Here is a 21075-nt window from a genome sequence, read left to right on the forward strand (position 1 = left end):
TATAATCAGTATTCCAAATAGATTAGATTAAGTTGGATATACTTATATTGCGATATTATTAGTCAAAATAACTATTTTTGGTAATAAGAAAAACCAACTATTCATTAAAAATGAGTGATATAATTCAGTTTGAAGATTTTGTAAAAATAGATTTACGGGTAGGAACCATTTTAGAAGTATTAGATTTTCCTAAAGCCAGAAATCCTGCCTATCAATTAATAATCGATTTTGGAGATTTGGGTATAAAAAAGACATCAGCGCAAATAACAACACTTTATAAAAAAGAAGATTTGTTGAACAAACAAATTGTTGCCGTTGTAAATTTTCCTAGAAAGCAGATAGCTTCTTTTATGAGTGAATGTTTGGTTTTAGGAGCTGTAAATGGAAAAGATGTCATTCTTTTAAATCCTGAAAATAAAGTTTTAAATGGCTCAACTGTCTCATAATTTATGCAGGAACTTGACAAAGTAATAATTAATTTCGATAGCCAAAGTCTCTGGGTTTTAAACATAGCACTTGCCTTTATTATGTTTGGAGTTGCTCTTGGAATGGAACAAGCAGATTTTAAGCGTGTTTTTAAGCAACCCAAGATCGTTTTAATTGGAATTTTATTACAATTTGTTCTATTACCTTTTATGACTTTTCTAATTATTTTGATTTTAAAGCCACAACCGAGTATCGCGCTTGGAATGATGATGATTGCAGCCTGTCCTGGAGGTAATATTTCTAATTTTATGACACATCTGGCAAAGGGTAACACGGCACTTTCCGTTAGTCTAACAGCTTTTGGAACTTTTTTAGCTATGTTCATGACACCTTTCAATTTTCAGTTCTATGGATATTTATACGAGCCAACATCTAATTTATTAAAAGAGGTTCAACTAAATCCGTTGGAACTATTGAAGATTGTGGTGTTCATTTTAGGAATTCCCTTACTTCTTGGTATGTTAGTTCGTGCAAAAAACGAAAAACTAGCCATATTGGTATCAAAACGTCTAAAGCCACTATCTATTATTGTTTTTGTTGCGATTGTTATTATTGCATTTTCTAATAATATGGATGTGTTCAAAGTCTATGTACATCATGTAATAGGTATTGGGATATTTCATAATTTCTTAGCTATATTACTCGGATTTAGTGTTGCTAAAGCTTTTAAATTATCATTCGAAAATCAGAAAACTTTGGCCATAGAAACTGGAATTCAGAATTCTGGCTTGGGCTTATTATTAATTTTCACCTTTTTTAATGGCTTAGGTGGTATGGCAATGATGGCCGCCTTTTGGGGAATCTGGCACATTATTTCTGGCTTGGTTATTTCATATTATTGGTCTAATAAAAAAAGTAAAACACGCGAAGTCTCTTGAAAAAAATTTGGTTACATACGGTTAGAATTTATTTAACAATAGGATTGTTTTTTTATTATAAAAAATTGGTTGTTGTTAAGGAGAGTAAGATGCCTAAAAACAAGCCTCTTATCTTTTTGTCCAATCACCAGAATGCTTTGATTGATGCCTTATTAATAGCTACAACTTCTGGGAGATTCTCTTATTTTTTAACACGTGCCAGTGTGTTTAATAAACCATTAGTGTCAAAATTGTTGCATAGTGTAAATATGTTGCCTGTATATAGAGTTAGAGATGGTTGGAACACCATTAGTAATAACAATGCCATTTTTAAAAGATGTACGGAGGAGCTTAAGAACAATGAGGTTGTTGCACTTTTTCCTGAAGGGAATCATCATAAGAACCGTTCGGTTAGGTCTTTAAGTAAAGGATTCACAAGAATTATTTTCGAAACCTTAAGTGCCTATCCAGATTTAGATTTAGAGTTAGTTCCTATTGGAATAAACTATAAGGAAATTAGTGCTTTTGGGGATAGCGTGTCTTTGTATTATGGAAAACCTATTCCTGCAAAATCATTAGTTTCCGATTTTTCAAATGAAGAGATTGTTTCATTAAGACAGTCTATTCAGGAAAAAATAAAAGGATTAACTACACATATTGATTTTGATGTTTATCCAGAAACCATAGAAAAACTAAATGCTTTAAATGTTGATTTTTTGAATCCGAAAGAAGTTAATAAATGTATCCAATCAAATTTTGAGCTCTGTGAAAGCAAACCTAAACAAACTAAAAATTTGTTTAAAAAGTTTTTTATTGGATTGTTAATTTTAAACTTGTTTGTACCTTTTATAGTTTGGAAATATTATGTTAAGCCAACAATTAAAGAAGTGGAATTTGTAGCAACTGCTAGATTTGCAATAGCCATAACTTTGGTTCCTTTTTGGATATTAATTTGCTGTTTAATTATAGGGTTTAGCTTTGGATTCGTATTTGGGTTAGCCTATGTTATGTGTGTTTTACTCATAGCTTTATTGAGTGTTAAACTTTAACTTTAAAACATAAAAAAAAGCCACTACTAAGTAATGGCTTTTTTAAAGGTGTATTTCTATTAGATATCGTCGAAATCAATATCAGTAAATTTTTCTGTAGAAGTGTTTTCAATAGAGCTGTCAACTTCATTTTGGTCAGAATCATATTCTTTTTTAAAGTCTTTTTGGTGACGTTCACTTATCACTTCATCTCCTTTCTCATTAATGATATAATCTGTCATTTCATTTAAAATAGCATTAAACTCGGTAAAATCTTCTTTATATAAATAGATTTTATGTTTTTTATAATGAAACGATCCATCATCGTTTGTAAATTTTTTACTTTCAGTTACAGTTAGGTAATAATCTTCTGCCTTTGTCGATCTAACATCAAAGAAATAAGTTCTTCTTCCTGCTCTTAATACTTTAGAAAAAATCTCTTCTTTCTCCATCATGTCATTATTACTCATAATCGTATTGTTGTTTATTATAGTTTTCCAAAAATCTAAAAAAAACAGTTACCAACCAACATTTTCAGTTAAATATTTCAAGCTGATTCTAATTATATGATGAATATTTCTACTCCTAATTTATAACCCTCTGAAATTTAATGATTATTTAGCCGATTCGCTTAATTGTTTTAAATAAAGGTTTTTATAATAACCATCTGTATCTATTAAAGTTTCATGACTTCCAGATTGCATTATTTTTCCATCGTCAAGCACAATAATCTGATCTGCATTTTTTGCTGAAGAAACTCTATGACTTACAATAATGGTGGTTTTATCTTTTGCTACGTTTTGTAAATGTTTCAGAATTTTTTCTTCAGTTTCTGTATCTACAGCAGATAGGGAATCATCCAATAATAATATTTTAGGATCTTTAATAATAGCTCTGGCTATGGAGATACGCTGTTTTTGTCCACCGGAAAGCGTGATGCCTCTTTCTCCTAATACCGTATCATAGGTTTTATTGAAACCCATGATGTTTTTATGAACTTGGGCGTATTTTGCTGCTTGAATAACTTCGTCCTGCGTAGCGTCTTCTTTACCAAACTTAATATTATTGTTTATCGTGTCTGAAAACAAAAAAGCATCTTGAGGTACATACCCAATGCTATCTCTTAAACTTGTTAGATTAATATTTTTAATGGGTATATTATCTATAAGAATGTCTCCTTTGTCAATATCGTATAGCCTGCCTATTAAATCCAAAATAGTAGATTTTCCAGAGCCTGTTTTTCCAATGATCGCTAAAGTTTTTCCATGTTTTAATTTAAATGAAACCCCTTTTAAAGCCTCAATGTTGGTATCGTTATAAGTAAAATGAACGTTTTTAAATTCAATATCTCCATTAATAAGTGAAGGTTCTTGAGCAGTATTCTTTATTTCAGGTATAATTTTTAGAAACTCGTTGATACGTTTTTGAGATGCTTCTGCTTGTTGAACCATGGAAGTAACCCAACCTACAGTAGCGACTGGCCAAGTAAGCATGTTTACATAAATAATAAATTTTGTAATAACCCCTAAACTAATTTCACCATTAATATATTGTAGTCCACCTACATAAATAACAATTAGATTACTGATACCAATAAGTAAAATCATCATAGGGAAGAAAAAGGCATTTATCTTAACAAGGCTTAGTTGTTTTTGTTTGCTTGTTTCTGACAAATCGTTAAAATTCTTTGAAGTAATAGCTTCTAGACCATAGGCTTTAATAATAGAAATACCACTAAAAGACTCTTGGGTTGACGACGATAAATGAGATAAATATTGTTGAACAACCGTACTTCTTTTATGTATTTCTTTACTTAATTTATAAATTATAAAAGAGAGAATTGGCAAAGGGATAATGGTGTAAAGCGTTAATAATGGCGCTTGTTTATACATAAATCCAATAGAGATTACAAATAAAGTAATGGTGTTGATGCTGTACATAAGGGCAGGTCCAACATACATACGTACGCGACCAACATCTTCACTAATCCGATTCATTAAATCTCCTGTTCTATTGTTTTTATAGAACTTTAAAGGTAAAATTTGGTATTGCTTATAGACTTCATTTTTTAAGTCGTATTCAATATATCTAGAGACATTAATGATGGTTTGTCTCATAAAAAAAGTTAAAACCCCAGTAATTAGGGCCGCACCAATGATATAAATAATGTTAATCAACAATTCTTTTTTTACTACTGCAATGTCTGTTACTTGTCCTTCCAGATATTCATTTACAATGTCAATAGAAGAACCTATAAGTTCTGGTGTGAACAATAAAAATATTTTTGAGACTATGGTCATGGATACACCAACAATCAATTGCCATTTATACTTAAAAAAATACTTATTAAGGTGTTGTAATTCTTTCATTTAACTAATTGAAATAGATAAAGTTTTTAACATTTTCGCATTTTTTCATTATTAATTTGTGTATACTTTAATAATGGACTAATTTTGCACGTTGTTTTTAAATATATACAAAAAACAACCGATAACTTAAAATTTAAAATATAATGGTTACAGACGTTATTAACGCAAATGAACTTCACAAAGTTGATCCAGTTTTTGGACAACTTTCATTCGATAATCATGAACAAGTTGTGTTTTGCAACGACAAAGATACAGGATTAAAAGCAATAATTGGAATCCATAATACGGTATTAGGTCCAGCACTTGGTGGAACTAGAATGTGGAATTATAGCAATGAATGGGAAGCTTTAAACGATGTTCTTCGTCTTTCTAGAGGAATGACCTTTAAATCGGCAATCACAGGATTAAATCTTGGTGGAGGAAAAGCTGTTATTATTGGTGATGCTAAAACTCAGAAAACTCCTGAATTAATGAAGAAATTCGGTGAATTTGTTCATTCTTTAAGTGGAAGATATATTACTGCAGAAGATGTAGGAATGCAAACTTCAGATATGGATTTAGTTAGAGAAGTAACTCCTTATGTTACTGGAATTTCTGAGTCTTTAGGAGGTGCTGGAAATCCATCTCCAATTACTGCTTACGGTGTTTTTATGGGAATGAAAGCGGCTGCTAAATTTAAATTTGGTTCAGATGTTTTAGAAGATAAAACCATTTTTGTTCAAGGTATTGGTAATGTTGGTGAAGCATTAGTAGAACATTTAGTTGATGAAGGTGCAAAAGTGACTATCACAGATATTAATCAAGAACGTTTGGAAGCCATCAGAAATAAATATGGTGTAACAATATACGGCGGTAGCGATTTGTATTCAGAGAATATGGATATTTATGCACCTTGCGCACTTGGAGCAACTATAAACGACGATACCATTTATAAATTAAAAGCTAAAGTTATTGCTGGAGCAGCAAACAACCAATTGGCTATTGAAGCAAAACATGGAAAAATTCTTCAAGAAAGAGATATTGTTTATGCACCAGATTTTTTAATTAATGCTGGAGGTATTATTAATGTTTATGCAGAATTAGAAGGTTACGATAAAAAAGAAATTATGCGTAAAACCGAAAATATTTACAATACAACTTTGGAAATATTAACGAATGCGAAAACACATAATATTACTACCAATCATGCCGCATTAAATATTGCTCAAAACAGAATTGACATAAGAAAAAAAGAGAATAAGAGATAATTCTTTAAAATAATATTATTTTTGCCAGGCGAGAGTTGCATAACTTTCGCCTTTTTTAATTTAAACAGGTTGTTATTTCCCGAAAAAGGGATGTAAAAAAAAACATATTAAAGTTCTTTGTACATATGCTTAATAGAAGACACATTAGAATAAAAGTCATGCAAACTATTTACTCCTTTAAAGGTGGAGAAAGTGATAGTTTCGATAAAGAACAAAAGTTCTTATTACACAGTTTAGATAATATTTATAACCTGTATTTATTATTAATTTCTTTACTTATTGAAGTTCAAAAAAGGTCTGAAGATCATTTAGATAAATCCAGCAAAAAACACTTAGCAACTAAAGAGGAAAAAAATCCTAATAAAAAGCTGATTAATAATGAAGTGCTTTTAATGCTAAAAAACAATGTTTTACTTCAAGACGAATTAGAACAAAGGCATATTAACAATTGGGAATTAGATTCTGAATATGTTGATATTATTTTCCGAGAAATTCTTGCAAGCGATTTGTATGAGCAATATATGCAAACCAAAACTACTAGTTTTAGTGAAGACAGGGACTTTGTTGTCGATGTTTTTACTGATATTATCGCACCTAATAATAAGCTTTACGATTATTTAGAAGATAAGAATTTAACATGGATTGACGATTTACCAGTTGTAAATACAGCCATCTTAAAACTTTTGCGCAAAGTGAAGCAGCAATCTCTCTCGATCCACTTTTTACCAAAACTATATAAAGATATAGAAGATAAAGAATATGCGGTAGAATTGTTTAAAAAAACACTATTAAACCAATCGAAAATCACAGAAATCATAAAAGATAAAACTCAAAATTGGGATGCAGATAGAATAGCAACTTTGGATACTGTTTTATTGAAAATGGCCATTTGTGAAATTCAAAAATTTCCATCAATTCCAGTTAAAGTTACCATCAATGAATATTTAGAAATTGCCAAGGAATACTCCACACCTAAGAGTAGTATTTTTATAAACGGTATTTTAGATAAACTTATTAAGGAATATCAAGAAAGCGATACTTTAAATAAAACAGGTAGAGGCTTGATGTAATTAGAAATTATTATTACTTTTACAAATTAAATAAAAAAAACAATTTATTATGAAAAAAGCGATTTTAGGGCTTTCAGCTCTATGTTTAATAGCATTTTCATCTTGTAAGGATGATGCTTCAAAAAAAATTAATGAAGAGAATGTTGTAGTAGCAGCAGAAAGAGATGCAAATTCTTCAAAATTTCCTGTATTAACTTTTGACAAAACAGATCACGATTTTGGTGAAATTGAATCAAAACAAAATGTGGAAACAGTTTTTAATTACACAAACACTGGAGATTCTCCACTGGTTATTACAGATATTAAAAGCTCATGTGGATGTACAGTTCCTCAAGATTGGAGTAAAGAGCCTTTAAACCCAGGTGAAAAAGGTCATTTTACAGTAAAGTTTAATGGAACAGGTGCTAATAAAGTATCTAAAACAGTAACGGTAACTGCAAATACAGAAACAGGTAAAGAAGTAGTAAAAATTTCTGCTTTTGTTAAGCCAGATCCAAATGCACCATTGAAGCCAGTACAAGCTCAAACACCAATAAGTGGAGCTATGGCAACACCAGCTGCAGGGGCTCCTGTTAAATCTAGTACGCAACCAGGACACGAAGGACATAACCACGATTAATTTACCACATGGGAGAAGGAATCACTAGTTTTTTGCCGTTTATATTAATGTTTGTAGTTGTCTATTTCTTTATGATTGCACCACAAATGAAACGTCAAAAGCAAGAAAAAAAATTCGCTTTAGAATTAAAAAGAGGCGATAAAGTAATTACCAAAAGTGGCATGCATGGTAAAATTGTAGAATTAAACGAGACTGATAGCAGTTGTGTTATTGAAACATTAGCTGGTAAAATCAAATTTGATAAATCTGCAATTTCTATGGAAATGAGTAAAAAACTCAATAAAATTGAAAAATAATATTTTCTATTAAATAAAAAAACCATTCATTTGTTGAATGGTTTTTTTTGTTTAAACTTTAAAAATATTAACCCCATTAGGTTCCTTAAAAATAATAATCATGAAAAAAATACTATGTAGTCTGGTTCTTTTATTTGCCATTAATACGGTGAATTCTCAAGTCCTTTTATCCTTGATATTTGGAGATAAATTAAATTCTCCAGACTTAGAGTTTGGTATTGAAGGTGGTGTTAACTGGCCTTCTATTTCTGGATTGGACGCTTCTAATAGATTCTCTACTTTCAATCTTGGGTTTTATTTTGATTTTACAGTAAAAGAAAAGTTCCATATTTATACAGGGGTACTTGTGAAATCGAAATTAGGAGTTAATGAATTAAGTGAATCCGATTTGGAAGCAGCAGGAGTTGATTTAATCACCCCAGATGGAACTTATGTAGACTCTGAAGGAATTTATAGTCAAAAAATTAATTACTTTTTGGTACCCGTTTTCGCTAGATATATGATAACTAAAAATGTTTTTGTTGAAGCAGGTCCTGAATTTGGATTACGATATAAAGCATGGGTAGAATATGATAACGATGGAGACCATATAGATACTACTATAAAACAATATAACAAGAATTCAATTAATCCAATTGAAGCGGGAGTAGGAGCTGGTGCTGGTTATAAAATGGATAAAATTGGGGGAATGAGTTTTGCAGTTAAATATTTTCAAGGTTTTGTAAATGTTTACAAAGGGAATTCAAGTACTAAAAATAATTCCTTATTTTTGGCCGTAACTTTACCAATAGGTGCTAAGAAAAGTTTGAAAGAACGTGAGAGCAAGGAAGCGGTAAAAATACCAACTACGTCTGATTTAAAAAGTTAAAAAAATGAAATTACAACAACTTATTATTATATGCTTAATGGCGAGCTTTTTTGGGCAGACCATCTCGGCTCAAGTGCCAACAAAAGAATTTAGTCCAAGATTTGAAGCTTATAGAGATAGTTTAAAACAGGTGAAATATGACCAGGTTTTTCCTATTTGGGGTCAAAAAGCTTATGCCAAAGGATTCGATATTCCTTATCCTATAGGTGTCATGGGTAATTATGTTTGGATGGAACAAAATATTTCTATTACTAATCTTCAATTAGGTTTGGAAACAAGTGATGTTAATATTGGCTTAACACCTGTCGATTTAATACAGTTTGGTGAAAATGTTAATACCTCATACTCGGTTAATTTTCGACCAGATGTTTGGGTTTTTCCTTTTTTAAATGTTTATGGAATCTTAGGTTATGCACACTCTAAAACAGAGGTGAATTTGGTTTACCCAATTAGTTTGACATCAGTGGTAGAACAAAATGTGTCTACTTATGGAATTGGAATCATGGCGGCAGGAGCAGTAGGACCTATATTTTTCTCTGTGGATGCTAATTTTACTTGGAACAAACCCGAATTGTTAGATGAGGCGGTCCCAGTTAGAGTTGTTGGAATTCGTGCAGGACATAGTTTTGTTTTTAAAAATAAACCAGAAAGAAATATTGCTGTTTGGGGTGGGGGATTCTTTATGGAAACAGGTAGTAATACCGTTGGACAAATTTCTTTAAGTGAAGCTTTACCAGGTGCCGATGGAACTAAAAGAGACGAAGTAGTAGCCAATTATAATAATTGGTATGATAATGAAGCTACAATAGCTGAAAAGGTTGTTGCAGACCGTGTTTTAACTCCAATTATAGATAGACTTGAAGCAGCTGATGGAAATGCGATCATTAAATATGGCATAGATAAACAAGTACAGCAAAAATGGAATGGTGTTATTGGGGCCCAATTTCAGTATAATAAACATTGGATGTTAAGAAGTGAAGCTGGAATTTTAGGTAATAGAAAATCTTTTTTACTATCATTGAATTACCGTTTTTTATTATAGTCTTAATTTAAAAAAAAAATAGATATATCATAAATCCAAATGTTGTAAAACATTTGGATTTTATTTTTTTATAAATAAATTTCTTATTTATTTTCTTTGCAGATTATATATCACTAAATGCTTAAGTTGTTTTAGCAGGTAATTTAAAATCATAAGTTAGTTGCAAACCCATTTAAATATCTATCAACTTTTCCCTTCAAATAATTATTGTTCTTCTTTTCTGAGGGATAAAATCCCTTTACAAGTTTTTTGGTTTCTCCACCTTTTTTTTGACATTATCTGCAACTTCATCTTTCTTTATATGGTTTTTTAGAAAGGTACTTTTCACTGTTTGAGTATTTTATGAAATACTATTTAAATTTAGTCTAAATAAGCTTTGTGGATGTGCTTTTGGGTTTTATATTTGCACTCAATTTAAAACCAATCTAAATAAAATCATGTATCATAAACTTACTTTACTTTTTGTATTGGCAGTTCAAATGTCATTTTCACAATCAAAAATTACCGGACAAATACAGAGTCATAATAGTGAAGAAATATCGTTTTCAAATGTGTTGCTTGTGGGTACCAATATTGGAACAACAGCCAATGAAAATGGGTATTTTGAGTTTTCTAATCTGAGTGCTGGAACCTATATAATTCAAGTCTCAAGCGTGGGTTATATAACGTCAAGTAAAACCGTTCAATTATTGGAGAATGAAGTTGTAAACTTAAATTTTAATATGGAAAGCGATTTATATTTGGATGAAGTGGAGCTTTTTGGAAATCGTTATAAACATCCAGATAAAATAGAAGCGATTACCAGATTGCCACTAGCTCCTTATGAGCAAATTCAAAGTATATCTATTGTTTCAGAAAAATTAATTACCCAACAAGGAAATCTTACCATTTCTGATGCTACTAAAAACGTTCCTGGTGTTTATACCTTTGCGACTTATGGAAACAAAAGAGAAAGTATGTCTTCTCGTGGTTTTAGAGGAATTCCTATTTTGAAGAATGGGGTTCGTATTCATTCAGATTTTAGAGGAGTAGGAGTTTTAACAGATATGCAAGGTGTAGATAATATCCAAGTGTTAAAAGGCTCTGCTGCCATAACTCAGGGTGTTGCTACCGATTTAGGGAGTCCTGGTGGAATTATTAATATTGTAACTAAAACGCCTAAATATTATTTTGGAGGAAATGCCTATGTGCGTGCTGGCTCTTATGGACAACTGCGTACGGCTTTCGACGTTTTCGGTCCTTTAACCGAAAAAGGAAATGTAGCTTTTAGAATTAATGGTGCCATTGAACGGTCCGATAGTTACAGATCTGGTATTTCTATGAATCGATTTTATATTAATCCATCTTTAGAATGGCAAGTAGATGATAAAACAACTATAACCCTTGAAATGGATTATTTTGACGATAGTAGAACTCCAGATGTAGGTACTGTTAATCTTGCCGATAATGATGTTAATGCAATTTATGATTTGCCTTATAACCAGTTTCTAGGTTTTGAAAATGACAGATCATTGACAAAAAACACCACTTATGCTATTAGATTTAATCGTGAATTAACTGATAAATTGAATTTAGTAGGAGCTTTTTATAAATCTAATTTAGATTTAGACGATAAAGGTGCCAGCTTAGGAGGTGTTATTGAAGATGAATTGGATAATCCAATTTATAACGAACGTAAACGTGGGTATGCAATTTCTGAAAGACAGGATGATAATAGCGTATTACAATTCGATTTGGTTGGTGAAGATTTGAAAACTGGATCTATTTCACATACCTTTCAAGTAGGTTTTGATTACAGAACCTCGACTTTCAATACTAGAAACCAAAGTATTTCAACAGTGGACACTATTAATGTATTTACTAATAATACCAGAGAGTTACCAAGTGATCTAGATTATGGTAATGCTACTTTAGCAGGATCTAGTACAAGTGCTATTGGATTTGTTGCTCAAGATGTCATGACGTTTAATAAATGGATAAAAGCATTTTTAGGGGTGCGTTATAGTCAAACGCAAACGGATGGAGAAACGGAAACCGTGCAAAGTGACGCTTTTAATCCCATGGTTGGTTTTATTGCAACACCTATTGAGAACATCAACGTATTCGCATCATACACTAATAGTTCGTATCCAAGAACGGGAACCCGTTTAGATGTTAATGGAAATGAATTGGGTAACGAACGCTATGATCAACTTGAAGCTGGAATAAAAACCAATTGGTTAAATAGTCGCTTGCGTTTTAATTTTACATTTTTCAAAATTAATAACCAAGATATCAATCTTCCTGTTTACGATGAAAACTGGATTGAAACAGGATATTATCAAAAAGGTGGAAACGACGAAAGAAAAGGAATAGAAGTAGAACTTAGTGGTAGAATTCTAGAAAACCTAGAAGTTATTACAGGGTATTCTTATATTAATGCACAATATAAGGAACATACATCTTATGTTTATGGTTCAGCCCCTTTAAACACACCTAAAAACACCTTTAATGCCTATGTAAATTATTGGTTCAAAAATAATTTAGACGGTCTATCAGTAGGAGCTGGAGCTTATTATACTGGAGAAAGACCTGTAAACGATTGGAGTTCTGGAGCAATTACTCACGAAGGAATTGTGCCTAACCAACAACCTTTTATAGTTGATGCTTATACGCAAGTAAACATGCAAGCCGCTTATAATTTTAATGAGCACTGGAACTTTAGAGTGTTACTAAACAATGTCTTTAACCAAATTGGCTATAACACTTATAGAACAACTTATATAAACCAAACGGATCCTAGAAATTTCGCAGGAGTTTTAACTTATTCGTTTTAAGCATAACATGATATATCAAAATAAAAATAGCTTGAATTTTAATTCAAGCTATTTTTTTTATGGGTCATTTTTAGAATTTATAACCAATTCTTAAATGTAAATTCACACCAACATCAGATTCTCCTATAATATTTAAATTTTCATAATTAAAGTAATGAATATATCCAATTCCAAATCCGGCTTCATAATTGAAATGATTTCCAATATTTCTTCTAATACCCCAAGTTGGAATAATAGTTAAGTCGCTAACCAAATTTATATTATCATTACTAGAAGCAAGCAATATATCTGGATGAAAGCTTGTTTTTAAGGAAATGAAATTTCCACTATTTCCATCTATTCTTTTAGATTTGTCTTTTCTTTTGTTCAAATTGTAATACCATTTAGGTTCTATGGAAATTACCATTCCTAAAATAAAATCTGTAGAATTATATCCTGACCAAAAACTAGCATCTAAACCTACTTCACTTCGTAAAGCTATTTTATTTGATAATCTAGATTCATTATGAACCCAAAGGCCAATGGGACCCGTTTGGATTCCAAATACAGATTTTTCTACACTGGCATCTTGTGCTTTTGCTAGTAATGTAAAAGCGCAAATTATTACGGTTAATAAGGTTTTTTTCATGGTGATAAGTAGTGATTTGGGGGTGTTATTATTTTTTTTGAGCAGTCAATTCTGCTATTTTACATATAACTTCAGTGGCTTTTAACATACTTTCCACAGGAACATATTCATAACGTCCATGAAAGTTATGTCCTCCGGCAAAGATATTCGGACAAGGTAAACCCATATAACTAAGTTGAGAGCCATCTGTTCCTCCGCGAATAGCTTTAATTAAAGGTTTTATACCTACTTGTTTCATAGCTTCTTCGGCAATGTCAACAATATGCATTACAGGTTCCACTTTTTCTTTCATATTAAAATACTGATCTTTTATTTCAATAGTTACAACCTCTCTTTCGTATTGTTCATTGATATCATTGGTTAATTTAACCATCACTTCTTTTCTAGCTTCAAAATGCTGTCTGTCGTGATCTCTAATAATATATTCTAAAACTGTTTCTTCAACTTCACCTTCTATGGAATATAAGTGAAAAAATCCTTCATAACCTTCCGTATGCTCAGGGGTTTCTAATCTAGGTAAAGAGTTCATAAATTCCGTTGCGATATACATAGAATTAACCATTTTTCCTTTGGCATAACCAGGGTGCACAATTTTGCCCTTCACTTTTACAACAGCTCCAGCGGCATTGAAGTTTTCATATTCTAACTCGCCAATTTGACTGCCATCCATAGTGTAAGCCCAAGATGCTCCAAATTTTTCAACATCGAATTTATGTGCTCCACGACCAATTTCTTCATCTGGAGTAAATCCAACACGTATCCGTCCATGTTTAATTTCAGGATGTTGAACTAAATATTCCATAGCAGACACTATTTCAGTGATTCCTGCTTTATCATCGGCTCCTAAAAGCGTTGTTCCATCTGTGGTAATTAAGGTCTGACCAACATAAAGTAATAAATCATCAAAATAATCTGGAGATAATACAATGTCTTCTTCAGCATTTAAAATAATGTCCTTACCATCGTAGCTTTCAATAATTTGAGGTTTTACATTAGCTCCGGTAAAATCTGGAGTCGTATCAAAATGCGAGATAAAACCAATGGTTGGAACGTCATGATCTACATTGCTTGGTAAGGTGGCCATAATGTATGCATTGTCGTCTATTGTAACATCTTGTAAACCAATTGATTTTAATTCTTCCACTAGTTTGTTAGCTAAATCCCATTGCTTTTTTGTGCTAGGAGTGGTTTCACTTTTTGGGTCTGATTCCGTATCAATTATCACGTAACTTATAAAACGGTCGATGATGTGTTGTTTGTTTAACATTTCTATATATTTAAAATGGTGATTTATGTCTATTAAAGTATTCAAAAATACCATTTAATTTCTAAATATTGTAATAGGTCGGTTTCTTATAAATAAGTTATTACCATGTAAATCTATTAAGAAATAAAAAAAGGAACATATAGTTTGTTTCTATTCATAATAAAATTAATTTTATACATTAAAAACCAAAACAACTAAGAAAAGTGTTTTATTTCAAGCCTTTTGCTTTATAGTATTCTATAAATATTATAGGTGTTCACGTTGGAACTTTAAGGACATATTTGTAGTTAGCGAAATAAGTTGATTATAATGGTTTTAAGTTTTATGAAACTCTTTTGGATGAATAATTTATGACATTTAAAAAACTTTATACTTATCGTTTCGAATTATTCTTTTTTAGTCTGACAACTATTTTATTTGGTTCGCTATTCTTTTCTGAAATTTTGTATTCTGAGGTTATTTCGCATGTATTATTTTTGACTAATATTTCTTCAGGATATATCATTTTCTCCAAAAAACCTGAACAGTCAAAAATTAGTATATCCTTGTTAATATTAGCTTTAATAGTTATTATATATAGGTTTATAGATAATAGTATAAGTAATACAACAGATTATATTAAAGTCTCTATTTATTTTGTTTTTTACACCTTAATAACTTTCGAGATTATAAGACAAGTGTGGCGCTCTAAAGAAGTAACTAAAAGTGTTATTTTTGGCTTAATGAGTGGTTATGTCTGTATTGGTCTATTAGGATTTTTTGTGTTTTTTAGTATTGAATTGGCTTCTCCTAATTCGTTTTACGGATTAACAAAAGGAGCAACCATCGCTGAAAATATAGATAGCTTGATGTATTTTAGCTATATAACTTTAATGACAATTGGATATGGAGATATTACTCCAATTTCTAATGTTGCCCAAAAAGCGACGATGCTTTTTGCTATGATGGGACAGTTTTATTTAGTAATTGTTACTGCCGTGGTGGTTGAGAAATATATAAGACATTCTAATTTAAAAGAATAATTACAATAGAAATAATTATCTAAGTGATTAGAATTGTATTTTTGTCTCACAAAATTCAATTATGTACAAATTACTAATCCGACCATTGTTTTTTCTTTTTGACCCTGAAAAAATTCATCATTTCACCTTTTCTTTAGTGCGATTTTTAAATAAATTACCTTTCGTATCTTATTTAATAAGAAGTATTTATGTTGTTGAAGATGCACGTTTGGAGAGAGATTTATTTGGTTTAAAGTTTATAAACCCCGTAGGATTAGCTGCAGGTTTCGATAAAAATGCGGTTTTATATAATGAGCTTGCTAATTTTGGATTTGGATTTATTGAAATAGGAACAGTAACCCCAAAACGGCAGGAGGGAAATCCTAAGCAGCGCTTATTTAGATTAAAAGACGATCAAGGTATAATTAACCGAATGGGTTTTAATAATGAAGGATTAGAAACAGCCATAAAGCAACTTAAACAAAATAAAGGAAAGCTGCTTATTGGTGGGAATATCGGTAAAAACACACAAACAAAACCTGAAGATTATACAGCAGATTACCTAACTTGTTTTAATGGACTGCATCCATATGTCGATTATTTTGTGCTAAATGTAAGTTGTCCAAATGTTGGGAGTCACGCTAAATTAAATGATAAAGATTATTTGGAAGAGTTAATTGGAACAGTTCAAAAAGCCAATAAAAACTTTGAGCTACAAAAACCTATTTTACTAAAAATAGCTCCAGATTTAAACACCAATCAATTAGATGAGATTATAGAGCTTATAGCAATTACAAAACTAGATGGAGTTATTGCTAGCAACACATCGATGGATAGAACCGGATTAAAAACATCTGAAAGTCAATTAGAATCTATAGGAAATGGCGGTTTAAGTGGGCAACCAATTAAAGCGAAAAGTACGCAAGTAATTAAATACCTTTCTGAAAAAAGCAACAAAGCCTTCCCGATTATAGGAGTTGGAGGGATTCATTCGGCTACTGACGCTTTAGAGAAGTTGGATGCTGGTGCAGATTTAATTCAGCTTTATACTGGGTTTATTTATGAAGGCCCTAAACTGATTAAGGATATTAATAAAGCACTTTTAAAAAGATAAAAAAAAAACACTCCAATTTGGAGTGTTTTTTTTTATTGAAAATAATGTGTTTTTAAAGTTTGATAAACTTTTTAATAAATGTAGATCCATCAGATTCTATAGATAAAAAGTAAGTACCTGCAGTAATGTTTGAAACTTCAATTCTTTCGTTATCTAAATTACCACTCATTATTTCTTGCCCGAGTATATTTAATATTCTATAGGATACTTCAGTTGGTGAGTTAGTAAGTTTTACATGTAACGTATTCTTATTTACAGGATTTGGATAAATTCTGACGGTATCCTCAAAATGATCATTAACAGTTAAAGGCATGGAACCATTAATGTTAATATCATCAATAGCTATATCACTATTAAAATTAATTCCTCTTAAGGCTCTAAAGCGAATTCGTATCGATTGACCTGAATAAGCAGATAAGTCAACTTGTCTTTCTATATAAGAATTACCACTAGCAGTTTGTTCCTCTCCAATTAAAGCGGCTGTAACATCGTTTACAAAGCCAGAACCAGAATCAATATCTACATGTAATTCGCCCATGGTATTTCCAAACATGTGATAATAAAAAGATAGCATGGCATCTGAATAGTTGATGTCGATACAAGGTGATGTATACTCTGCAACGTCACCAAGGTTTGAATTAGAAGCCTCGGTATAAATGTATAAACCATCACCTGAAGGCGAATTATCTCCCGTTGGTCCTGTTGAAGGCGATAAAGTTGCTCCAGCGTTTAAAGTCCAGCTAAAACTAGAGTTTGAAGTTGCTTTCCAACCTTCAGTTTGTAAATTAGTTAAGGCATTAAAATCTCTAACCAATGGCAAGTTTTCTAAAGTTCCTATTTGAATATATTCAAGTTCACTTTTTGTAATAGAAGATGTTGCATTATAAACCGTTAATGTAACATCATATAGGCCAGCAGAGCTATAGGTATGATTAGGGTTTTGTGTTGTATAATCTATAACATTATCTCCATCTATATCCCATTCCCAAGAAGTTGCACCATAACTATTATCTGTAAAAGCTACTGTTAGAGAGTTTTCACATGTTTGGGTATTGTCTGCAATAAAATCGATGTTAAAACTAGAACAATTAAAGTTGTTTCTTGTAGTTTGAAAAGTAGCATACAATCTAGCATATTGTTCAGGTGAAAATAATGTTCTACATTCTTTTCTCGAATAAGACATGACATTGTTAGGGTCTGGCACGTAGGTGTCTCCATTTGCATCTGTATCCGTACCAACATAATTACAAGATGAAGTTACATTAGAATAAGATAAGGTTGGGTCTGCAGGAGTATCGCAAATGTAATCGCCATCTGAAGTACAATTAGATCCATCGACCAATTCTGTACCTCCATTATGAGTATGTCTTAAGCTGAAAAAGTGTCCCATTTCATGTGCCAAAGTACTTCCGTTTAATGCACAAGAATTAACCATCACAATCGTATCTGGACCTCCTGGATAATAAGCGTAACCACAAACCGAAGAGTCTGATGCCGCTCTAGTGGCACTATTTGCAAAATAGATATTAATTAATCCTGAAACACCGTTAGCACTAGTTAACGCAATTTCATCTGAATCTATAAAATTATAATAGGTGCTGTCGTCAATATAATTAATACCATCGCAAACATAAAATTGCATGTTTGCATTGGCATAAAAAGCATTCATAACATCCATAGCGTCATTTAGTTCAGAAACTGTTAAACCTCCAGTACCACTAGTAGTTCTTATAATATGTGCTTTAATAGGAATTGAAGTTACGGCTCGACGTGACGTTAAATTATTTAAATATTCTTGTTCATACTGGATAATTTGCTCTTTGTTGTTCTCATAAAATTCTAAAGATTCAGGTGTTTCCACTATGCCACATTCAGATATCTCTTGCGAAAACAAACTGCTTTGCAGTAGAAAGATGAAACAAATAGTAAGGGTAAATTTGGTAATTTTTAGCATGCTTGTATTATATGATATTTTGGCTAAAATATAGAATTAAGATTTAATGAACTTTTTAAGCGAGTAAAAAGAGACTTAAAATAGTATTATAATCTTATTTTTACAGAAATTTAAAACTGAATTACGACATCCTCATATCGTTCACTTTTGCTACCTCTGCCTTAGCAATTTCTCCAGGTCCAGATAATATTTATGTATTAATGCAAAGTATTAGTCACGGAAAAAAGGCTGGTTTAGCAACTGTTTCTGGTTTGATTTCGGGATGTTTGGTACATACAACTTTGGTTGCCTTTGGTGTTTCTGTCCTTATTAAAGAAAACGAAAGCCTGTATTTAATGATAAAAATATTAGGTGCTACGTACCTACTTTATCTAGCTTATAAAGTATTTAGGAGTGATGGTTCCTTACATTTGAATTCAGAAAGCATTCCAAAAAAATCTGGAAAGCAATTGTTTAAACAAGGTTTTTTAATGAATGTTTTAAACCCGAAAGTGTCCTTGTTTTTTTTAGCTTTATTTCCAGGGTTTTTGTTTAGCAATACGATAAATGAAGTGACTCAATTCTACGTCTTAGGTTTCTTGTTTATGGCTGTTTCTTTTATCATTTTTTCTTCAATTGCTATTTTAGCGGGTTCTATTTCAAGTTATATCAAGCAACATAAACATATAGGGAACTATTTAAAATGGTTACAAATAATTGTCTTTGTTGGAATTGCTGTTTTCATCTTGTTTTCAAAAAAATAGTACTATTTTTACAGTTCCAACAAGAATAGAATGTCAGAATACGTTAAAGTTATTGAATGCCCAAGAGATGCCATGCAAGGGATCAAGGCTTTTATTCCAACAGAAAAAAAAGTACAATACATTCAGTCGTTGTTACGTGTTGGGTTTGATACTATAGATTTTGGAAGTTTTGTGTCGCCTAAAGCCATTCCACAAATGGTGGATACTGCAGAACTTCTAGAGCAATTAGATTTAAGTAAAACAAAAAGTAAACTCTTATCCATTATCGCTAATACAAGAGGTGCTCAAGAGGCTTCCGTACATCCACAAATTGATTATTTGGGTTATCCGTTTTCTATTTCTGAAAACTTTCAGATGCGTAACACCCATAAAACCATTGCACAATCTGTCGTTACCTTAAAGGAGATTCTAGAAATTGCCGATAGGACTAATAAAGAAGTGGTAGTTTATATTTCCATGGGCTTTGGAAACCCTTATGGAGATCCATGGAATGTGGATATAGTGGGAGAGTGGACCGAAAGACTCTCAAATATGGGCGTTAAAATTCTTTCATTAAGTGATACAATTGGTAGCTCGAATCCTGAGAATATTAACTATTTGTTTTCTAATTTAATTCCTAATTATCCAGATATAGAATTTGGAGCACATTTACACACTACCCCAACTTCTTGGTTTGAGAAAGTGGATGCGGCCTATAAAGCCGGTTGTAAAAGATTCGATGGAGCCATTCAAGGATTTGGAGGTTGCCCGATGGCTAAGGACGAATTAACTGGTAATATGCCTACTGAAAAACTACTTTCTTATTTTACTCAAAAAAAGGTATCTAACCTCAATGCACTTAGTTTTGAAAGTGCTTATAACGAAGCAACCAAAGTTTTTACAGCTTATCATTAATCCAAGTTATACTATTCTATTATGAAGTATTTCTTTCTTTTGATTTTGTTCTTCTTCTTTAATCTTTCAACAGCCAAAGAATGGAAAAACTTAAAGGAATTTCAAGATGAAACCGGGAAAGTAAAATTGCTAGCTTCAGATTGGCTTCATTCTGATAGAAAAAGCAATTCATTAAATTGGCAACAAGCTAATAGCTATAACCTAGAAAATAATCTTTCGTTAGAATACGAAACCATTCAACAACGAACGGATTTTTATCTCTGGCTATTAACATCTTTGGAATTAAAAAAATCTGAAGTGGTTTGGCCAAAGATGGCTCATTTCATTTCAAACAAATTAGAAAAAATCAAGTCCTTTCCTTTTAATATTTTTACACGTAAAGAAGTGAAAATCTATGCAACCAAAGGAAGTGAGACTGTTTTTACTAAAGCATTCGATAGAATAAATACAATTTACTTTTTAGATTCGGTTTTAAAATCTGATGAAGCTTTAAACTGGGACAAAGCTATTATCTATGAAGAACAATACGTTTGGTTACAAGGAATTTATAGTGAAATTGATGAAAAAACGTTAAAAACCATAGATAAAATGGCAAAAGGGAAAGGTGTCTATCGATTAATAGTTCCTAAGGAAATTGTTTTTTCAGGCGATTTATCCAATGAAGAAAACAGATATAACTATGCATTGAACACCTTAAGGGTTTATTTTCAAACAGCTTCACAATAATTTAATAAAAACTTAAAACTTAAATCCCTATAAATATTGTACATTTGCAC

General features: G+C 31.4%; 20 protein-coding genes. 15 read left to right on the plus strand and 5 right to left on the minus strand.

What is annotated here, in order from left to right; translation table 11 throughout:
- The first annotated feature begins 110 nt into the window (after positions 1–110).
- From IEV77_RS16570 to IEV77_RS16580, 3 genes are read left to right on the plus strand one after another with little or no spacing between them, the layout of a single operon-like run.
- Positions 111–446: a tRNA-binding protein gene (locus IEV77_RS16570; RefSeq protein ID WP_188466859.1), complete on the plus strand. Its 336-nt coding sequence runs from the start codon at positions 111–113 to the stop codon at positions 444–446.
- Positions 447–449: 3 nt separating this feature from the next.
- A complete protein-coding gene (locus IEV77_RS16575; protein ID WP_188466860.1) occupies positions 450–1364 on the plus strand; it encodes a bile acid:sodium symporter family protein in 915 nt (304 codons plus the stop codon).
- Complete coding sequence (locus IEV77_RS16580; protein ID WP_229736704.1) at positions 1361–2392, plus strand: lysophospholipid acyltransferase family protein; 1032 nt, start codon at positions 1361–1363, stop codon at positions 2390–2392. Before IEV77_RS16575 ends, IEV77_RS16580 begins: the two co-directional genes overlap by 4 nt.
- Before the next feature lie 59 nt (positions 2393–2451).
- Here IEV77_RS16580 and IEV77_RS16585 read toward each other — a convergent pair whose 3' ends face one another.
- On the minus strand, positions 2452–2841 hold the full coding sequence (locus IEV77_RS16585; protein WP_188466862.1) for a PUR family DNA/RNA-binding protein: 390 nt from the start codon (positions 2839–2841) through the stop codon (positions 2452–2454).
- A gap of 144 nt (positions 2842–2985) precedes the next feature.
- Positions 2986–4740 (minus strand): ABC transporter ATP-binding protein, encoded by a 1755-nt coding sequence (locus IEV77_RS16590; protein WP_188466864.1) that lies wholly within the window; start codon positions 4738–4740, stop codon positions 2986–2988.
- 143 nt (positions 4741–4883) lie between these two features.
- Here IEV77_RS16590 and IEV77_RS16595 point away from each other — a divergent pair, with 143 nt between their 5' ends.
- The 7 genes from IEV77_RS16595 to IEV77_RS16625 all read left to right on the plus strand — a co-directional run bounded on the left by IEV77_RS16595 (position 4884) and on the right by IEV77_RS16625 (position 12698).
- A complete protein-coding gene (locus IEV77_RS16595) occupies positions 4884–5987 on the plus strand; it encodes a Glu/Leu/Phe/Val family dehydrogenase (RefSeq protein WP_229736705.1) in 1104 nt (367 codons plus the stop codon).
- A gap of 158 nt (positions 5988–6145) precedes the next feature.
- The gene (nusB, locus tag IEV77_RS16600; protein ID WP_229736706.1) at positions 6146–7057 is read left to right on the plus strand and encodes a transcription antitermination factor NusB; all 912 of its coding nucleotides are present in this window, start codon (positions 6146–6148) and stop codon (positions 7055–7057) included.
- Positions 7058–7106: 49 nt separating this feature from the next.
- On the plus strand, positions 7107–7676 hold the full coding sequence (locus IEV77_RS16605; RefSeq protein ID WP_188466867.1) for a DUF1573 domain-containing protein: 570 nt from the start codon (positions 7107–7109) through the stop codon (positions 7674–7676).
- A gap of 8 nt (positions 7677–7684) precedes the next feature.
- Positions 7685–7972: a preprotein translocase subunit YajC gene (gene yajC / locus IEV77_RS16610; protein WP_188466869.1), complete on the plus strand. Its 288-nt coding sequence runs from the start codon at positions 7685–7687 to the stop codon at positions 7970–7972.
- 100 nt (positions 7973–8072) lie between these two features.
- A complete protein-coding gene (locus tag IEV77_RS16615; RefSeq protein ID WP_229736707.1) occupies positions 8073–8840 on the plus strand; it encodes a porin family protein in 768 nt (255 codons plus the stop codon).
- Positions 8841–8844: 4 nt separating this feature from the next.
- A complete protein-coding gene (locus IEV77_RS16620) occupies positions 8845–9882 on the plus strand; it encodes a hypothetical protein (RefSeq protein WP_188466871.1) in 1038 nt (345 codons plus the stop codon).
- Positions 9883–10319: 437 nt separating this feature from the next.
- Positions 10320–12698: a TonB-dependent receptor gene (locus tag IEV77_RS16625; protein ID WP_188466873.1), complete on the plus strand. Its 2379-nt coding sequence runs from the start codon at positions 10320–10322 to the stop codon at positions 12696–12698.
- A 70-nt stretch (positions 12699–12768) separates the two neighbouring features.
- On the opposite strand, the gene IEV77_RS16630 is transcribed toward IEV77_RS16625, so the two are convergent.
- Together IEV77_RS16630 and pepT are read right to left on the minus strand one after the other, a co-directional pair.
- Complete coding sequence (locus IEV77_RS16630; RefSeq protein WP_188466874.1) at positions 12769–13326, minus strand: hypothetical protein; 558 nt, start codon at positions 13324–13326, stop codon at positions 12769–12771.
- Positions 13327–13354: 28 nt separating this feature from the next.
- On the minus strand, positions 13355–14593 hold the full coding sequence (gene pepT, locus IEV77_RS16635) for a peptidase T (protein ID WP_188466876.1): 1239 nt from the start codon (positions 14591–14593) through the stop codon (positions 13355–13357).
- Between the two features lie 350 nt (positions 14594–14943).
- On the opposite strand from pepT, the gene IEV77_RS16640 reads away from it, so the two are divergent.
- On the plus strand, positions 14944–15615 hold the full coding sequence (locus IEV77_RS16640) for an ion channel (RefSeq protein WP_188466878.1): 672 nt from the start codon (positions 14944–14946) through the stop codon (positions 15613–15615).
- A gap of 61 nt (positions 15616–15676) precedes the next feature.
- Positions 15677–16708, plus strand: coding sequence for a quinone-dependent dihydroorotate dehydrogenase (locus IEV77_RS16645; RefSeq protein ID WP_188466880.1), 1032 nt, complete (start codon positions 15677–15679; stop codon positions 16706–16708).
- A 52-nt stretch (positions 16709–16760) separates the two neighbouring features.
- Here IEV77_RS16645 and IEV77_RS16650 read toward each other — a convergent pair whose 3' ends face one another.
- Entirely contained in the window at positions 16761–18662 is a 1902-nt protein-coding gene (locus tag IEV77_RS16650; protein WP_188466882.1) for a T9SS type A sorting domain-containing protein, read from the minus strand.
- A gap of 116 nt (positions 18663–18778) precedes the next feature.
- Between IEV77_RS16650 and IEV77_RS16655 the strand changes: the two genes are divergently transcribed.
- The 3 genes from IEV77_RS16655 to IEV77_RS16665 are packed head-to-tail and all read left to right on the plus strand — an operon-like array spanning position 18779 to position 21025.
- Entirely contained in the window at positions 18779–19405 is a 627-nt protein-coding gene (locus IEV77_RS16655) for a LysE family translocator (RefSeq protein ID WP_188467100.1), read from the plus strand.
- 30 nt (positions 19406–19435) lie between these two features.
- Positions 19436–20299 (plus strand): hydroxymethylglutaryl-CoA lyase, encoded by an 864-nt coding sequence (locus IEV77_RS16660; RefSeq protein ID WP_188466884.1) that lies wholly within the window; start codon positions 19436–19438, stop codon positions 20297–20299.
- A 21-nt stretch (positions 20300–20320) separates the two neighbouring features.
- Positions 20321–21025, plus strand: a complete 705-nt coding sequence (locus tag IEV77_RS16665) for an Insecticidal toxin complex protein (RefSeq protein ID WP_188466886.1) — start codon at positions 20321–20323, stop codon at positions 21023–21025.
- The last annotated feature ends 50 nt before the right edge of the window (positions 21026–21075 follow it).

The sequence above is a fragment of the Xanthomarina arctica genome (genome assembly GCF_014638915.1).
GTDB classification, from domain to species: domain Bacteria; phylum Bacteroidota; class Bacteroidia; order Flavobacteriales; family Flavobacteriaceae; genus Xanthomarina; species Xanthomarina arctica.

Excerpts from the sequence above, each read along its gene's own strand:
- IEV77_RS16570 (WP_188466859.1), top strand. The coding sequence starts at position 111 with ATGAGTGATATAATTCAGTTTGAAGATTTTGTAAAAATAGATTTACGG.
- IEV77_RS16575 (WP_188466860.1), top strand. The coding sequence starts at position 450 with ATGCAGGAACTTGACAAAGTAATAATTAATTTCGATAGCCAAAGTCTC.
- IEV77_RS16585 (WP_188466862.1), bottom strand. The coding sequence starts at position 2,841 with ATGAGTAATAATGACATGATGGAGAAAGAAGAGATTTTTTCTAAAGTA.
- IEV77_RS16590 (WP_188466864.1), bottom strand. The coding sequence starts at position 4,740 with ATGAAAGAATTACAACACCTTAATAAGTATTTTTTTAAGTATAAATGG.
- IEV77_RS16595 (WP_229736705.1), top strand. The coding sequence starts at position 4,884 with ATGGTTACAGACGTTATTAACGCAAATGAACTTCACAAAGTTGATCCA.
- nusB (WP_229736706.1), top strand. The coding sequence starts at position 6,146 with ATGCAAACTATTTACTCCTTTAAAGGTGGAGAAAGTGATAGTTTCGAT.
- IEV77_RS16605 (WP_188466867.1), top strand. The coding sequence starts at position 7,107 with ATGAAAAAAGCGATTTTAGGGCTTTCAGCTCTATGTTTAATAGCATTT.
- yajC (WP_188466869.1), top strand. The coding sequence starts at position 7,685 with ATGGGAGAAGGAATCACTAGTTTTTTGCCGTTTATATTAATGTTTGTA.
- IEV77_RS16615 (WP_229736707.1), top strand. The coding sequence starts at position 8,073 with ATGAAAAAAATACTATGTAGTCTGGTTCTTTTATTTGCCATTAATACG.
- IEV77_RS16620 (WP_188466871.1), top strand. The coding sequence starts at position 8,845 with ATGAAATTACAACAACTTATTATTATATGCTTAATGGCGAGCTTTTTT.
- IEV77_RS16625 (WP_188466873.1), top strand. The coding sequence starts at position 10,320 with ATGTATCATAAACTTACTTTACTTTTTGTATTGGCAGTTCAAATGTCA.
- IEV77_RS16630 (WP_188466874.1), bottom strand. The coding sequence starts at position 13,326 with ATGAAAAAAACCTTATTAACCGTAATAATTTGCGCTTTTACATTACTA.
- pepT (WP_188466876.1), bottom strand. The coding sequence starts at position 14,593 with ATGTTAAACAAACAACACATCATCGACCGTTTTATAAGTTACGTGATA.
- IEV77_RS16640 (WP_188466878.1), top strand. The coding sequence starts at position 14,944 with ATGACATTTAAAAAACTTTATACTTATCGTTTCGAATTATTCTTTTTT.
- IEV77_RS16645 (WP_188466880.1), top strand. The coding sequence starts at position 15,677 with ATGTACAAATTACTAATCCGACCATTGTTTTTTCTTTTTGACCCTGAA.
- IEV77_RS16650 (WP_188466882.1), bottom strand. The coding sequence starts at position 18,662 with ATGCTAAAAATTACCAAATTTACCCTTACTATTTGTTTCATCTTTCTA.
- IEV77_RS16660 (WP_188466884.1), top strand. The coding sequence starts at position 19,436 with ATGTCAGAATACGTTAAAGTTATTGAATGCCCAAGAGATGCCATGCAA.
- IEV77_RS16665 (WP_188466886.1), top strand. The coding sequence starts at position 20,321 with ATGAAGTATTTCTTTCTTTTGATTTTGTTCTTCTTCTTTAATCTTTCA.